General features: G+C 61.7%; 10 protein-coding genes. 3 read left to right on the forward strand and 7 right to left on the reverse strand.

Annotated elements, in window-relative coordinates; genetic code table 11:
- Positions 1-14 precede the first annotated feature (14 nt).
- Genes ACYZTK_RS01335 through glgA form a run of 4 tightly spaced genes read right to left on the reverse strand, consistent with a single transcriptional unit; the run spans position 15 to position 8,262 of the window.
- Positions 15-2,792 carry a malto-oligosyltrehalose synthase gene (locus tag ACYZTK_RS01335; protein WP_462012783.1) on the reverse strand — a complete coding sequence of 926 codons (2,778 nt, stop codon included), beginning with the start codon at positions 2,790-2,792 and terminating at the stop codon, positions 15-17.
- Positions 2,789-4,867: a 4-alpha-glucanotransferase gene (malQ, locus tag ACYZTK_RS01340; RefSeq protein ID WP_462012784.1), complete on the reverse strand. Its 2,079-nt coding sequence runs from the start codon at positions 4,865-4,867 to the stop codon at positions 2,789-2,791. Before malQ ends, ACYZTK_RS01335 begins: the two co-directional genes overlap by 4 nt.
- Positions 4,864-6,660: a malto-oligosyltrehalose trehalohydrolase gene (gene treZ / locus ACYZTK_RS01345; RefSeq protein WP_462012785.1), complete on the reverse strand. Its 1,797-nt coding sequence runs from the start codon at positions 6,658-6,660 to the stop codon at positions 4,864-4,866. The genes malQ and treZ overlap by 4 nt, the downstream gene beginning before the upstream one ends.
- A 15-nt stretch (positions 6,661-6,675) precedes the next feature.
- Entirely contained in the window at positions 6,676-8,262 is a 1,587-nt protein-coding gene (gene glgA, locus ACYZTK_RS01350) for a glycogen synthase GlgA (protein WP_462012786.1), read from the reverse strand.
- Between the two features lie 558 nt (positions 8,263-8,820).
- On the opposite strand from glgA, the gene ACYZTK_RS01355 reads away from it, so the two are divergent.
- Together ACYZTK_RS01355 and nudC are read left to right on the forward strand one after the other, a co-directional pair.
- Entirely contained in the window at positions 8,821-9,633 is an 813-nt protein-coding gene (locus ACYZTK_RS01355) for a crotonase/enoyl-CoA hydratase family protein (RefSeq protein WP_462012787.1), read from the forward strand.
- Positions 9,634-9,639: 6 nt separating this feature from the next.
- The gene (gene nudC / locus ACYZTK_RS01360) at positions 9,640-10,470 is read left to right on the forward strand and encodes an NAD(+) diphosphatase (RefSeq protein ID WP_462012788.1); all 831 of its coding nucleotides are present in this window, start codon (positions 9,640-9,642) and stop codon (positions 10,468-10,470) included.
- On the opposite strand, the gene ACYZTK_RS01365 is transcribed toward nudC, so the two are convergent.
- The 3 genes from ACYZTK_RS01365 to phaC all read right to left on the reverse strand — a co-directional run bounded on the left by ACYZTK_RS01365 (position 10,438) and on the right by phaC (position 14,322).
- Positions 10,438-11,217, reverse strand: coding sequence for a TSUP family transporter (locus ACYZTK_RS01365; RefSeq protein ID WP_462012789.1), 780 nt, complete (start codon positions 11,215-11,217; stop codon positions 10,438-10,440). The genes nudC and ACYZTK_RS01365 overlap by 33 nt on opposite strands.
- A gap of 183 nt (positions 11,218-11,400) precedes the next feature.
- A complete protein-coding gene (locus tag ACYZTK_RS01370) occupies positions 11,401-12,546 on the reverse strand; it encodes a MalY/PatB family protein (RefSeq protein ID WP_462012790.1) in 1,146 nt (381 codons plus the stop codon).
- Between the two features lie 72 nt (positions 12,547-12,618).
- Positions 12,619-14,322, reverse strand: a complete 1,704-nt coding sequence (phaC, locus tag ACYZTK_RS01375) for a class I poly(R)-hydroxyalkanoic acid synthase (RefSeq protein WP_462012791.1) — start codon at positions 14,320-14,322, stop codon at positions 12,619-12,621.
- Positions 14,323-14,634: 312 nt separating this feature from the next.
- On the opposite strand from phaC, the gene ACYZTK_RS01380 reads away from it, so the two are divergent.
- A complete protein-coding gene (locus tag ACYZTK_RS01380; RefSeq protein WP_462012792.1) occupies positions 14,635-15,672 on the forward strand; it encodes an AraC family transcriptional regulator in 1,038 nt (345 codons plus the stop codon).
- The last annotated feature ends 12 nt before the right edge of the window (positions 15,673-15,684 follow it).

Here is a 15,684-nt window from a genome sequence, read left to right on the forward strand (position 1 = left end):
CTCCTGAACTGAACTCAAGCTTGGGTAGAAAACTGGATTAAAAGATTGACCGGGAAATCGCCCAGCGCGGTGCTGATGTTCAGCTCCCTGTGGTTTGTGACTGTGGCGCTGGAAAAAAGTCCCTTTAGATTTTCTGCGGATGCATCAAACGGCAATTTGACCCGGGTGTCGCCCCACTGCAGCGCATCGATCAGCGGTTCGGCACCGTTTTTCAGCAGTTGCGCGCAACGTATCGGCACGATCACCACGGCCCGAACGCCTGCGTGTTCGCGCAAGAACGCGAGCACCCGATGCGCCTGTTCTCCAACCACCTCCAGCGCCTGATAGGTGCCGCGGGCGAACAGCTCGGCATGCTCGGCGCGCAGGTTGAGCGTGCGCCGGATCAGTGCCTGTTTGATGCGCCCGTCGCGCCAGTTCGTCAGCAATTCTGGCAGTGCCAGCGCCTGCTGCATGGCCTGCTGGCGGCTGGGGTAATCCACCGGCCGGCGGTTATCCGGATCGACCAGCGAGAAGTCCCAGTATTCGTTGCCCTGATACAGGTCCGGCACCCCAGGTACGGTCATGCGCAGCAAGGTTTGCGCCAGACTGTTGAGGGCGCCGGGTGCAGCCAGAGTCTGGGCGGCGTTGCCCAGGGCGGAACGCAGCAGTTCACCGTCAGGGCTCAGCAGTAAACGCTCGATAAACACCTGGGTGGCGCGCTCATAGGTGTCGTTCGGGGCGCTCCAGCTGCTTTGCAATTTGGCTTCGCGCAATGCCTTCTGCTGCCACTGCCAAATGCGCTTGGCATAGTCCTCAAGCGCCGGCTGATCGTCACTGCGCAGGTCCAGCGGCCAGCTGCCAAGGATGGCTTGATAGAGAATCAACTCGTCGCCGGTGGACGGCATCTGGTCGTCATCGCGCAGCGGCCGGGCCAGGGTTTGCCAGAGTGGCACCTGTTCGGCATACCAGGCACTGCGCTCGCTCAATACTGCGAGGCGCGCCCGGGTGTCTTCACCCCGTTTATGGTCGTGAGTCGCGGTGGCCAGCAAGTTGTCCGGGAACGCCTCGAAGCGCTGCAGGCAAACCTCGTGGAAATCGCCAACCGGTGCGCTGAACTGTTCGGTGCTGAAGCCCACGTCATTGCGCGACAGCAACACTGCCGAGCGATAGAACGCGGTGTCTTCGACAGCCTTTGCCGCCGCCGGTGAAGTCAGTTGCTGGAAACGTACGCAGGCGTGCTTGAGGATCTTGCGCGAGCGGCCGATCGGGCGGGCACGCGATGGTTTGCCACCGAGCCATCCGGCCAGGCAATCAAGCACCGGCCAGTCGGCTTCGCCAAGGGTTTGCCGTGCTCCGTCCATGGCCTGCTGGAAAAATACATCGTCTTCGCTGGAGCGTCCGCGAGGGCTGATATAGGTGCGGTACACCGGGAAGTGCACGATCAGTTCCTGCAGCGCGCGCCGAATGGCGCCCAGGGTCAGGTCGCGGGTCATCAGGTCATCCCGGGCCACTTGCAACAAGGCATTGGCGACGCTTTCGAAGTCGCCGGCCAGTGATCCATTGAGGATCTGCTGGCGGGCCAGTTGGGCTTCCTGGCGGAAGTCGGCAGGGCGCTCGCTGTACTTGTTCCACAGTTCGCCCAAAGGCTGGGCGCCCTCGGGATCGTGCTGCAACAGCGACAACTGGTTCATGAACTCGTAGCCGGTGGTGCCATCCACCGACCAATCGCGGTGCAGCGTTTCGCCTTCGCCGAGGATCTTCTCGACATAGATCGGCAGGTGCCGGTCCGGCGACAGCGCGTCCACCCGACGGCGCAGCTTGCGGCAATAACCCCGGGGGTCGGCCAGGCCGTCGATGTGATCGATGCGCAAGCCGTCGATCAGTCCTTCAGCCACCAGCTCGAAAGTCTTCGCATGGGTGGCTTCGAAGACGGCAGGGCGCTCAACGCGCAGGCCACCGAGTTCGTTGACGTCGAAAAAGCGCCGCCAGTTGATGTCGTCACCCGCAGTGCGCCAGCTGGCGAGGCGATAACTCTGGCGCTCGAGCAGCTGGTGGAGGCGCTCGAAACCGTCTCGGGTCAGCGAGTCGAAGCCTTGTAGATTCTGCTCAATGCGCTGCAGGATCGCTGGATCCCGGGCCAGTTCACGCAACTCTTCCTTGAGAGGAACGGCCAGGCTGTGCGCGTCGGTCTGATAGCTCAGGGCGCTGAAACGATCGGAGAGAAATTTCAGCCGCTCGTCATCGCTCTTGAGCAATTCGCCGTAGCTGTTCGGGCAGATCGGAAAGTGATGGTCGTAATGCTCGACGTGGAACGAACCGCGCTGCGGATCGAAGCGCAGTGACAGGGTGCCTTCCTGCAACGCGACGCCGTAGTCAGTACCGAGAAACGGCAGCAGCAACTGGCCTTCCATCAGCGGGTCGGGGGAATGCCACTGGATGTCGAAAAACTCGCCGTGGGGGCTCAGTCGGCCCCACTCCAGCAAGTCCAGCCACCACGGGTTGTCACTGCCGCCGACGGCCATATGGTTGGAGACGATGTCGAGGATTAGCCCCATGTTCTGTTTGCGCAACGCCGCCACCAGGCGACGCAAGGCGGGTTCACCTCCCAGCTCCGGATTGACCTGGGTCGGGTCGACCACGTCATAGCCATGCATGGAGCCTGCCCGAGCGGCGAGCAAGGGCGAGGCGTAGACGTGGCTGATGCCCAGGCTGGCGAAGTACGGCACCAGCGGCACCGCCTGATCGAGGGTGAAATCTTTATGAAATTGCAAGCGCAGGGTCGCGCGCAGCGGTTGAATGGCTGGCTGGATCATTGGTCACGCTCACCGGCTTGAAGTCGCGCGCAGGCGAGCAGTTCCAGGCGCCGGGCGGCGTCGGGGTCATCGAGCAGGGCTTCACTGTAGCCCGGCAAACGCCGGCTCCAGTTGGGGTGGGTATTGATGGTGCCCGGCAAGTTGGCCTGCTGCTCGATGCCCAGGGCATCTTCCAGCGGTAACAGCACCAGCGGCGCGCGGGTGTGGCCCAGGAAACGCGCGCTGGCGTCGAGCACCTGGTCGGTTTCGTGGGACTCTTCGCGAAAGTTCTGCGGGTCCTCGCCCAATACCCGGCGCAGGCCTTCTCGCTCGCGTTCGCGGTGCTGGCGCCATTCGATTTCACCGGCGCCGTCGGTCATGCCCAGGCGCGAGTTCCAGTCGATATCGCGGCCATGCCACCAGCCGTTGAGCGTGGGCAAGTCATGGGTACTGGTCGTTGCCAGGGCGTTATCCGGCCAGTCGAGGATCGACTTGAAGTGCCCGTTGTCCTGTTCGAACAGCAACACGCGCATGCCAAGGATCGAACGTGCAATGAGTTTTTCCTGCAGGCCTTCCGGCACCGTGCCGAGGTCTTCGCCGAGGACAATTGCCTGGTATCGATGGGATTCCAGGGTCAGCAGGCGCAGCAGGTCATCCACCGGGTAGTAAAGATAGGCGCCATCGGCAGGGGAGGCGCCGTTGGGGATCACCCACAACCGTTGAAGGCCCATGACATGGTCGATGCGCAGGCCACCGGCGTGGGCGAAGTTGGCCCGCAGCATCTCGATGAAGGCGCGAAAGCCGTTGCGCACCAGGCCTTCCGGCGAGAACGCGGAAATGCCCCAGCCTTGGCCCGTACGGTTGAGAATGTCCGGTGGTGCGCCAACGGTAAGGGAGGCGAGCAGTTCGTCCTGGCGACTCCAGGCCTGACTGCCGCCGCCATCGGCGCCCACGGCGAGGTCAGCGATCAGGCCGATGCGCATGCCGCTGCCGCGGGCGACGGTTTGCGCGCGCTCCAGGCAGCGGGTGATCAGCCATTGGCAGAAAGCGAAAAAGCCAATGCGTCCGGCGTTTTCTTCAGCAAACTCGGCCAGCGCAGTACTGCGCGGGTCCTGCCATTGTTCGGGCCACTCACGCCAGTCGAGGGATTCACCCTTGGCGGCGCGAGCCTCTTGAATGGCTTCGAAACGGCAATGATTTTCCAGGGCCTCGCCACCGGCGTGACGGAAGGTGCTGAAGTCGACATGCAGCGGGTGCTCACCCTGGACGAAGCCTTCATACAGCGCCTGCAGCAGACGATGCTTGGCCTCGGCGGCAACAGGCCAGTCGATCAGCGGCAGTTCTTCAAGGTGCTTGAATTGCGCGGCCAAACCGGTGGCGTCAATGGCGGCGCGCACCGCGCGTTCGCCGAGAATGGCCCCCGGGGCGGCGTACAGGCTGTTGAGAAACAGGCGGCTGGAAGGTGAATACGGGCTGTAACGTTGGCTGTCGCTGCTGAACATGGCGTGCATCGGGCTGATCGCCAGCGCTTCGCTGCCTCGTTCACCGGCCACCCGGGCCAGATCTTCCAGGGCTAGGGTATCGCCGAATCCGCCATCGCCCGGACGACGCAGGGAATACAGCTGTACGCTCAGGCCCCAGGCGCGGGGGATTGGGCTGTCCACCGCATCCCCGACGCTGTAACAGCGAGCGGGTGCCACGGCCAGGGTGAATTGCTGGCCGTCGATGCTGACGTGTTGATATCCGACCGGCACCAGCCCTGGCAACACCGAATTGCTATCCAGCTTGAGACTGAGGCGCGAGCCGTCTTCAAGGTGGATTTCACAAGGCGTTTCAGGTTCGAAGTAATGGGCCAGGTCGACCCCGACGCCTACGTCTGCGGTGAGCAGGGGCGGCAGGTGGCGAGTCTGTTGTACTTCTTGCAGCTGCAACAGGCTGGCGTCGATTTCCTGAGCGGTGCCGGCCGGGTGGCCAAGGCCGCTCAGGACATTGCGTAAGACTGCGGCGGCTACTTTTCGCGGGCGGCCGTTGGCGTCGATCCAGTCGACGGCCAGGCCGGCGCGGCTGGCGAGAATTTCCAGTTGCGCATCACTCATTGGCGCTCTCCATCCGGGGTTGGCAAAGGGGGTGCGGCCTTGAGGCTGACTAGCGCGCTATACGGGGCTAGATGCCCCTCATCCAACAGGCTGGCTGTCCGTGCGGGGTGTTCGAACAACACCTTGGCACCGGCCTGTGAAGTGTGGACCACGGGCGCGTCGCCGAGGTTCAGGTCAATGCGCAGCTCACTGCCATCGCCCAGGCGCCAGCGCGCCGCCACCGCACCCTGGCCCAGCACGTCGGCACCCAGGGAACAAGCGCCGGGCAGGCGGGGAATGATGTATTGGTGGCGCAGGCTCAGCAGGCGGCGATACAGCGCATGGATGGCCGGGGGTTCGGCAGGCGCCAGATTGGGTATGGATGCTTCGAAGGTCTGCGGCGAGTTGGGGTCGGGAATCCGCTCGCGTTTTTCCGGATCGGCAAAGGCACTGAATGCCGCAAACTCATTGCGTCGGCCTTCGCGCACCAGTTCCGCCAGTTCGCCGTGGTGATCGGTGAAAAACAGGAACGGTTCTTCAGCACCGAACTCATCGCCCATGAACATCAGCGGAATCATCGGCGACAACAACAGCAACGCGGTGGCCGCATGCAACGCATCGGGGTGCGCCAGTTGATGCAGGCGTTCGCCAAAGGCACGATTGCCGATCTGATCATGGTTCTGCAGGAACAGCACAAACGCCGTGGGCTCCAGGTGCCCGCTCGGTTCACCTCGGGTCTCGCCATGGCGATTGATGTGGCCCTGGAACACAAAACCCTCGCTCAGGCATCGGGCCAATTGCTGGGTCGGCTGCTCGGCGTAGTCGGCGTAATAGGCCTCGGTCTCACCGGTGATCAGCACGTGCAGCGCGTTGTGGCCGTCATCGTTCCACTGCGCATCGAAGCCCTCTTCCAGCAGGCTGGCCTGATTGTGTTCGTTTTCCAGCATCAGCCAAACGTGGCGCGACGGGGCGGTTTGCTCGCGGATTCGTTGGGCGAGTTCGTGAAGGAAATCCGGACTCTTGATGGCGTGCACTGCATCCAGGCGCAAGCCGTCGAAGCGATATTCCATTAGCCACATCAGCGCATTATCGATGAAGAAGTCGCGCACCTGGCGGCGGCGGAAATCGATCGCCGCGCCCCAGGGGGTGTGCTTGTCCTGGTTGAAAAAGCCCTTGGCGTAGCAATGCAGGTAATTGCCATCGGGGCCGAAGTGGTTGTAAACCACGTCGAGAATCACCGCCAGGCCAAGGCCGTGGGCGGTGTCGATTAAATGCTTGAGTTGTTCGGGGGTGCCGTAGGACGACTGGGGTGCATAGGGCAGGACGCCGTCATAGCCCCAATTACGCTTGCCGGGAAACTGCGCCAGGGGCATCAGTTCAATCGCGGTGATGCCCATGTCGACCAGGCGCTGCAGGTGCTCCTCAACGGCCACGAAGCCACCGAGTGCACCGACGTGCAGCTCGTAGATCACTGCCTCGGTCCACGGCCGACCTTGCCAGCGGGTGTGTTGCCATTGATAGGCGCTGGGGTCGACCACCACGCTGTGCAAGTGCACGCCACTGGCCTGAGCCCGGGAGGCCGGGTCCGGGACTTGCAACCTGCCATCGATGTTGTAGCGGTATCGCGTGCCGGCCGGGCAGCGCGTCTCTATCACGAACCAGCCATCAGCCTGGGGCAGCAGTGGTAAGGATTTTCCATCTTCCAGTTCGACGCTGACGTCAAACGCATCTGGCGCCCACAAGGCAAAACGCGTGTGCTCTGCGTCCAGCATAATTGCGCCGTGGGGCCAGGTTTCAAGGGTCCGTAACGGCATCTCTAAAGCATCCTCTTACTGTCGGTGCGATTTTCCCAGCGCCTTGGCGACCAGTTGTTCGTAAAGTTCGGCGTAGGGTTCCACGGCCTTGCACCAATTGAAGGGTGCAGCCATGGCCCGGCAACGCATGGCGTTGAGCAGTTGCGGATAGGCAAATACCTTGAACGCGCGGCTCAGGGCTTCCTGATAACTTTCGGCGCTGGATTCGTTGAAGAGGAAGCCGGTCACGCCGTTTTCAATGGTGTCGGCCAGGCCGCCGGTATTGCGTGCCACCGGCAACGAGCCGAAACGCTGGGCGTACATCTGGCTCAGGCCGCAAGGTTCGTAGCGCGAAGGCATCAGCAGGAAATCACTGCCGGCAAACATGCGTCGGGCGTCGGTTTCGTTGAACCCGATGCGCACGCCGATCTTGCCGGGGAAACGCAGGGCCAGTTCACGCATGGCTTGTTCTTCTTCCGGCTCGCCACGACCGATGATTGCGATCTGGCCGCCTGACTGCACGATGTATTCGGAGACTGCTTCGGTCAGGTCCAGGCCCTTCTGATAGACCAGGCGCGAAACCACCGCAAACAGCGGACCTTCGGAGTCATCCAGGCCGAACAGCTCGCGTACGTGCGCAGCGTTGACCGCCTTGCCGTCCCAGTCGCCAATGCTGAAGGGGCAGAACAGGTGTGGATCGGTCGCCGCGTCCCAGCTTTCGTCGATGCCGTTGGGAATACCGCTCAGCAGGCCTTGCTGGGTCTTGGCGGCGAGAAAACCGTCGAGGCCACAACCGAAGTCCGGCGTGGTGATTTCCTGGGCGTACGTCGCGCTGACTGTGGTGATGTGACTGGCGTAGGCCATACCGGCCTTGAGGAACGACATCTTGCCGTAGAACTCCATGCCTTCCTGTTGCAGGGCATGGGTCGGGATGCCCAACTCCGGGCAAGAACCCAGGCTGGTCACGCCCTGATAGGCCAGGTTGTGAATGGTGAACAGCGTCGGGGTGCGCTGGCCGCGCCAGTGCATGTAGGCAGGCGCCAGGCCGGCTGGCCAGTCATGGGCGTGCACCAGGTCCGGGCACCAGTGGATCTGCGCCAGGTTGGCAGCAATATCGGCAGCGGCCAAGCCCAGGCGGGCGAAGCGAATATGATTGTCGGGCCAGTCCCGGCCATTGTTGGCGCCGTAGGGTGAACCTTCGCGCTCGTAGAGTTCGGGGCAGATCAGGACGTAGATGACCAGGCCATCAGGCATGTCCATGCGCCCGATCTTGCAAGGTGGCAGTGCTGCATGACCACCGAGCTCACCAATGATATGGATCGGATTCTCGCTGTTGAGCACCTGCGGATAACCGGGAATCAGCACTCGCACGTCGTGCAGGTGCGCCATCGCTCGCGGCAGCGCGGCGGACACGTCACCCAGGCCGCCGGTCTTGACCAGGTCGGCAATTTCGGAGGTAACGAACAACACGCGTTTCTTGTTCGGATTCTGACTGGCTACCGGTGTCAGCGTACGTGCACTGGGCACGATGACTGGTGAAGCTGCTTGCGCATTGACGGTGCTCGACTCGCCGACCTGCTGATGAGCACGTTCTCCCTGAATATCTAAAGCCGCACTGATCATTTGGATCTCCCGTGTTATTGATCTAATTCCAGGACTGCCACCAACGGTGTCTTTAGGCCTATCCCTGTGGCCGGGCGCAAACGCGCCGCGTCGGTGAGCAAAGGCTGCCAACGCGTTGAAGCACAATGGCTGGAGAGGGCTATTGCAAGGATCGAACCATCCGCAACTCACCCACCTTTAAGCTGACCTGCCGCCAGCGGCAAAAGTTTCTTCTATTTTCCCGACCTGTGACCGACCGGTTTTACCCACCAGAAATGAGTCTAGGCCAGAACCTAGAGCGGGCCAGTCCAGATGGACAAATTGTTCGACAATCCGTTTCAAAGGGTAACGGCCTGAGCGCTTCGATAGGTGTACGCACCGACGAAGGGCAGTTTTTTTTGCATGGCGCCTCACAATATGACCGGCGGGTCACAATAATGGGCGGACTGTGACAACTTCGTTGCACTGCTGTGGTGCGTGCAGGCCAGTCCCGCATTTGGCCGAACCACTGCCTTACTGGGGGACAGGTAGCCTTGTTATAGTTCGGGCCTTATTTTTCCCAGGTCAAGGATCACTGCCATGTCTCAGTACACTGCGTTCACCGTCGAACTGGCGGATAAAGTCGCCCATGTGCAGATCAACCGCCCGGAAAAGATCAACTCGATGAACGCGGCGTTCTGGAGCGAGATCATCGAGATCTTTCAGTGGATCGACGACACCGACGAAGTGCGGGCGGTGGTGATCAGTGGTGCAGGCAAGCATTTCTCCTCGGGCATCGACCTGATGATGCTGGCCGGCGTCGCCAATGAAATGGGCAAGGATGTCGGGCGCAATGCCCGCCTGTTACGGCGCAAGATCCTTGCCCTGCAGGCGTCGTTCACCGCTGTCGACCACTGCCGCAAGCCGGTGCTCGCGGCTATTCAGGGTTACTGCCTGGGCGGTGCGATCGATCTGATTGCCGCGTGCGACATGCGCTACGCAGCTGAGGACGCGCAGTTTTCAATCAAGGAAATCGATATCGGCATGGCGGCTGACGTCGGTACCCTGCAACGCTTGCCGCGCATCATCGGTGACGGCATGCTGCGCGAACTGGCTTACACTGGTCGCTCATTTGGCGCCGAGGAGGCGCGCGACATGGGCCTGGTCAATCGCCTCTACAGCGACAAGGACAGCCTGCTCGACGGCGTGCTGGGCATTGCCCGTGAGATCGCCAGCAAGTCACCGATCGCCATCACTGGCACCAAGGAAATGATCAGCTACATGCGCGACCATCGCATCGATGATGGCCTTGAGTATGTCGCCACCTGGAATGCCGCGATGCTGCAATCCACCGACTTGCGCGTGGCCATGGCCGCCCATATGAGTAAACAGAAACCCGAATTTCTGGATTGAATAAACATGACTTCACGCTGGACCACTGCAGTACTGGACACTGATCATCCCGGCGGCTGGGCCGTGGCCCGCAGCCCCGAAGGCTTTCTGTACGACGACAACGGCGCGCTGTTCCCCCGGGAATGGCTCAAACGCCAGGATCTGTCGGTACTGGCGGAGCATGGCATCGGCCATCTGGACGGTGAGCCGGTGTACCTGCTGGAGCTGCGCAGTAGCAGCGAAGTACCGGGCTGCAACTGGAAAGGCCTGCGCGCGTTCATGCTCGAAGGCGATCACACGCTCTACAAGGTGCTGGGGTATGCCGCGCAAATCGGCACCTGGGCTCGCGAGCACCGCTTCTGCGGCAATTGCGGCCAGCCGATGCAGCAGGTGCCACGGGAACGGGCAATGTACTGCGCACCTTGCGACTTGCGCAGCTACCCGCGGATCTCCCCGAGCATGATCGTGCTGATCACCCGTGGTGATGAAATCCTGCTGGCGCGCTCACCGCGTTTTGTCTCCGGGGTCTACAGCACGCTGGCCGGATTTGCCGAGCCAGGAGAGTCGGCCGAGGAGTGCCTGGTGCGCGAGGTGCGCGAGGAAGTACAGATTGAAGTGCAGAACATCCAGTACCTGGGCAGCCAGTGCTGGCCGTTCCCGCACTCGATGATGCTGGGCTTTCACGCCGAGTATGCCGGGGGCGAAATTGTCTGCCAGGAAGACGAGATCGAAGACGCCCAGTGGTTCAACGTGCACGAGCTGCCGCCATTGCCGGCGTCGCGCTCGATTGCCCGTTACCTGATCGACGTCTACGTGGCCCGCCGCTTAGGCCACGCTGAACCAGTGCTGCCAGGCTAACCGCACGGTCAGGCCCAGCACCACGGTGATGAACACCGGGCGAATGAACTTCGCGCCGCCGCTGATGGCGGTGCGAGCCCCGAAAAATGCCCCGACCATCACCGACAGGCCCATGCTCAGGCCGATGATCCAGTCCACCTGCCCGGAAAACACGAACACCGACAGCGCCGCAATGTTGCTGACGAAGTTCATGCTGCGCGCCACGCCGCTGGCCTTCACCAGGTCGATGGGGTACATGAGCATGCTGCTGACGGTCCAGAATGCACCGGTACCGGGGCCGGCCACTCCGTCATAGAAGCCCAGGGTGAAGCCCTGGGTCGACTGCCACTTCTTGCGGATCGGCGCATCGCTGTCCAGCGGCGCCTTGGGCGTGCCGCCAAACAACAGGTACAGGCCGCAGGCAAACACGATCACCGGCAGCATCTTGTTCAGCCACTCGGCGGGCAGGTAGTGCGCGACCACGGCGCCGGTTAGCGCACCGATCAGCGTACCAACGATGGCGTGCACCCACTGGCGCGGGTGGAACAGCTTGCGCCGGTAGAAGGTGAAGCTGGCCGTGGCCGAGCCGAAGGTCGAGCTGAGCTTGTTGGTGCCCAGTACCAGGTGCGGCGGCAACCCGGCGGTAAGCAACGCCGGAGTGGTCAACAGCCCGCCACCGCCAGCGATGGCATCGATGAAACCGGCAATAAAAGCCACTACGGCGAGAATGGCCAGGGTGGTGAGGTCAACGCTGAGTTCGAAAGGCATGGAATCGGCTTATTCGGCGGGTGCAGAACGGGGCTGCGGGGGAAGGGGCGACATCTTACCCAGTGGTCGGGGTGAAATACAGTTTTCGCATGCGCAATTGCCCCCTGTGGGAGCAAGGCTTGCCCGCGATGGCGCCAATGCATTCAGCATCGCATTCGCGGGCAAGCCTTGCTCCCACCAAGATCAGGAATTCAGGGCGCGTTCCATACGGGCGATCCCTTCTTCCAGCAACGACCGCGGGCAACCGAAGTTGAGGCGCACGAATTGCTGATGCTGGTCGCCAAAATCCAGGCCCGCACTCAAACCGACCTTGGCCTGTTCGAGGAAAAATTGCTGCGGATTGGCCAGGCCCAATGCCGAGCAATCGAGCCAGGCCAGGTAGGTACTCTGCGGCACATTCATGCTCACCCCCGGCAAGCGGCTGTGCACGGCCTGCACCAGCCAGTCGCGGTTGGCTTGCAGGTAGGTTTTCAGTTCAGCCAGCCACGGCCCGGCTTCGCTATAGGCGACTCGGGTAGCTTCCAGCCCCAGGGGGTTGACGCTGTCGACCATGCCACAGCGAGCGTGGTTGACCTGCGCGCGCACCGCCGGATCTTCGATAATCATGAAAGAAGTCTTGAGGCCGGCAATGTTGTAGGCCTTGCTCGCAGACATCAAGGTGATGGTGCGCCGGGCAATGTCTGCGCCAAGCGACGCCGTGGGAATGTGCACACGACCGTCAAAGCACAGCTCGGCGTGGATCTCGTCAGAGATGATCCAGGCGTCCTGCTCGACGCAGATATCAGCCACCGCTTGCAGCTCTTCCCGGCCAAACGCCTTGCCCAGTGGATTGTGCGGATTGCTCAGCAGCAAGGCGCCGCCACCTTTCAGTGCCTGGCGCAGGGTATCGAGTGGAGTGCTGTAGCTGCCATCCGCCTGGGCATCGAAACCCAGCTCGACCTTGTTCAGCCCCCAATGCCCGGGTGCATGGCGCAGCGGCGGGTAATTGGGCACCTGCACCACGACGTTCTGTTGCACTTGGACCAGCGCCTTCAACGCCATGTTGAATCCCGATTCAACACCCGGCAGGAAGATCAGTGCCTGGGGATCGACGCGCCAGGCGTACTTGTGCCACAGATCGGCAACGATCGCTTCACGCAGATTGTCCTGGCACACGCTGTAGCCCAGCAACGGATGCTCCAGGCGTTTTTGCAGCGCCTGGATGATCACTGGTGGTGCGGCGAAGTCCATGTCGGCGACCCACATCGGCAGCACATCGTTCGGGTAACGACTCCATTTGGTGCTGCCGGTGTCGTGGCGGTCGTAGACCTGATCAAAATCGAAAGTCATGCAGGTGCTCATTAGAGGCAGGGGTGGAATGGCGCCCATGATAAACGCCCAACCCCTGTCTGAGCCACGTATTCACTGCATGACATAACGCCCCGGTGCCGGTTCCAGTGCCGGGTACTGCGCATTGCCCATCTGCTGCACCGATGGCTGGCGCTCACCGGCGTGTTCGGCGAGCCAGGCAAACCAGTCATTCCACCAGCTTCCCGGGTGCTGCCGGGCATTTTCGAACCAGGCATCCGGATCCAGGGTGATCTGATCATGGGTCCAGTAATGGCGTTTTTCCCGGGCCGGCGGATTGATCACGCCAGCGATATGCCCAGACGCTCCCAGCACGAAACGTGTGGGGCCGCCGAGCAGTTCAGTGCTGGCATAGGCACTGCGCCACGGCACGATGTGGTCGTCGTGGGTAGCCAGGATGTAGGCGGGCGTCTCGATGATGCGAAGGTCCAGTTTGACCCCGCAACACTGCAGCTCGCCCGATTTCAGGTCGTTCTGCAGGTAGGTATGCCGCAGGTACCAGCAGTACAACGGGCCTGGCAGGTTGGTGCTGTCGTTGTTCCAGAACAGCAGGTCGAGGGCATTGGGTTTCTGGCCCTTGAGGTATTTGTCGACGTTGTAGTTCCACCACAGGTCATTGGGGCGCAGCAGTGAAAAAGTGTTGCCCATGTCCTCGCCCTTGAACAGGCCAATCGGGCCGTCGATGCCGCCAATGGTGCGCTCGCGGTGAGCCACCAGCTGTTCGTCGACGAAGATGTCGATGGGGCCGGTGTCGCGGTAATCGAGGAAGGTGGTCAGCAGGCTCAGGCTGGCGATCTCGCGATCACCACGGGCTGCCAACACGGCCAGTGCCGTGCTCAACAGCGTGCCGCCGATGCAAAACCCTACGCAGTGGGGCCGCGGCTCGCCGCTGATTTCGCGAGTGACTTGCAGCGCCTGGATGATGCCGGTTTCGATCAGATCGTCCCAGGTGGTGCCGGCGTGTGCCTGATCAAAGTTGCGCCACGACATCAGGAACACCGGATGTCCCTGTTGCAGCAAGTGGCCGACCATCGAGTTGTCCGGGCGCAAATCGAGGATGTAGAACTTGTTGATCGACGGTGGCACGATGAACACCGGGCGCCGATAGCTGGTTGGTGCTTGCGGGCAGTACTGAATCAGCTGGAACAGCGAATTCTCGAATACGACTTGCCCGGGCGTGTTGGCCAGGTCGACGCCGACCTTGAAAGCATCGCGGTCGCACTGGCGCATCTTGCCTTCCTGCAGATCGCTGGCCAGATGCAACAAGCCCGTGAGCAAACTGCTGCCCTGGGTGTCGACCAACCGTTGCAATGCGTCGGGATTACTCGCCAGGCAATTACTCGGTGCAGCTGCCGCGATCGCTTGCTCCACCAGATACAGCAGGCGCAGGCGCGGTTTTTTCGCCTCGATCGGCAACTGATCGAGCAGCTTTAGCAGAAAGCCGGCGTTGAGCAGGTAAAACGCCGCGAGAGAGCCGTACAGCGGCTGGCTCCAGTTGCCGCTGGCAAATCGTCGGTCTTCAAAACTGAAGGGCTGGCCGCTTAGCACCCGTTGGCCCAGCTCGGCCCATTGCTGCTGATACTCGGCTTGCAGGCGATCGAGGGTTGCGCGCGGCAGCTCGAACCAGGCGTCGTAGTCCTGCCCGGTAAACCAGGCATTACTGCTGACCCACTGTCGTAATTGTTGCACTGCAAAGGAGGCAATGAACGGGACCTGGCCTGACCAGTAGCTAGTGAACGCTTGCGCTTTGTTGTCCATCAAATCCCACCCCTATTTGCCGAGAACAACGCAATACGACCAAGCGACTTCATACAGTCCGTGGCTTTTATTGTTTTGCGCTGCAAGATGGGTGAGTGTTGGCGATCGCCGGGTCGTGCGGAAGTGTTGCAGGGTGACTGTCTGGTGTCCAACGGCGCCAAGCCGCCAGGAGGTTGTAGCAGCTGCCGAGCCACGCGAGGCTGCGTTCGAGGACAAAGTCCTCGCATATCCGACACAGATCAACACCCCGAAGCAGGCCGGCGCCTATCATCAGCTGCACGCGTGTCCAGCACCCACGTCATCGAGGACACCATGTACAGAATGAGTTCAGGCTACGCCAATGTGCTGGTCAACACGCTCTCGGCCGAAGGGCTGGATGTTGCCAGCTTGTGCCACGATGCCGGACTGGACATGACGCTCGCCAGCATCCCGGGGGCGCTGTGTGAGCGCAGGGTGATCTATCGCCTGTGGCAACTGGCCGCCCAGGCCAGTGCGGACCCGGACATCGGCCTCAAAGCCTATGGGCATTTCCATCCCCGCAGTTTCCAGATCGTCGGCTACACCATGATGTCCAGCCTCAATCTGAAACGCGCCCTCGAACGACTGGTGCGATTCAGCCCGTTGATCGGCACCGGCTTCAGTCTGTTTTTCGTGCCGGAGCAGGGCCACTACCGCCTGGCGTCACTCGACCACCAGCAGTCCGGCTCGATCAAGCCCCGACAATATGCCGATGCCGGCCTGGCCTCGCTGCTGGGTATCTGTCGCTGGCTGGGTGACGGCAAGTTGCCGCAACCCATCAGTGTTGAGTTCAGCTATCCCGAGCCGCCAGATACTTCAGAACATCAGCGCCTGTTCGGCTGCGAGCTGCATTTCGGCTCGGCCTACGACAGCATCCTGTTCGATGGGCAGGAACTGCTGCGGCCTTTGAGCATGGCCAACGAAGCGTTGGCACTGGTACACGACAGTTTTGCCGAGGCGCAACTGGACCTGTTGTTCGGTTTTACCATGCTCGGCAGGATTCGCGCGCTGATTACCGAGCGCCTCAGCCAGGGCCAGGGCCTATGCGACATGGAGTCCATCGCGGCGGCGCTGAACATCAGCAAGCGTACGCTGCAACGGGCGCTGGAAAAGGATGGTGCGCAGTTCAAGGATGTGCAAAATGCGGTGCGCCGCCAGCTGGCGGATTTCTACCTGCGCCATTCGCACTTCAACATGAAGCATGTGGCGTACCTGCTCGGTTTCCATGATCACAGCAGCTTCAACAAGGCCTGCAGCCGCTGGTTTGGCATGACGCCGGGGCAGTATCGCGCTGATGAGTCGTTCGAGATCGAGGAAGCCGCGCCAGTGTGACGCGGCGTTGAG

The sequence above is a fragment of the Pseudomonas sp. LB3P31 genome (genome assembly GCF_054897945.1).

Bases quoted from the DNA above. Each gene is read 5' to 3' on its own strand.
- ACYZTK_RS01365 (WP_462012789.1), bottom strand. From the start codon at position 11,217: ATGCCTTTCGAACTCAGCGTTGACCTCACCACCCTGGCCATTCTCGCC.
- glgA (WP_462012786.1), bottom strand. From the start codon at position 8,262: ATGATCAGTGCGGCTTTAGATATTCAGGGAGAACGTGCTCATCAGCAG.
- nudC (WP_462012788.1), top strand. From the start codon at position 9,640: ATGACTTCACGCTGGACCACTGCAGTACTGGACACTGATCATCCCGGC.
- ACYZTK_RS01370 (WP_462012790.1), bottom strand. From the start codon at position 12,546: ATGACTTTCGATTTTGATCAGGTCTACGACCGCCACGACACCGGCAGC.
- malQ (WP_462012784.1), bottom strand. From the start codon at position 4,867: ATGAGTGATGCGCAACTGGAAATTCTCGCCAGCCGCGCCGGCCTGGCC.
- ACYZTK_RS01335 (WP_462012783.1), bottom strand. From the start codon at position 2,792: ATGATCCAGCCAGCCATTCAACCGCTGCGCGCGACCCTGCGCTTGCAA.
- phaC (WP_462012791.1), bottom strand. From the start codon at position 14,322: ATGGACAACAAAGCGCAAGCGTTCACTAGCTACTGGTCAGGCCAGGTC.
- ACYZTK_RS01355 (WP_462012787.1), top strand. From the start codon at position 8,821: ATGTCTCAGTACACTGCGTTCACCGTCGAACTGGCGGATAAAGTCGCC.
- ACYZTK_RS01380 (WP_462012792.1), top strand. From the start codon at position 14,635: ATGTACAGAATGAGTTCAGGCTACGCCAATGTGCTGGTCAACACGCTC.
- treZ (WP_462012785.1), bottom strand. From the start codon at position 6,660: ATGCCGTTACGGACCCTTGAAACCTGGCCCCACGGCGCAATTATGCTG.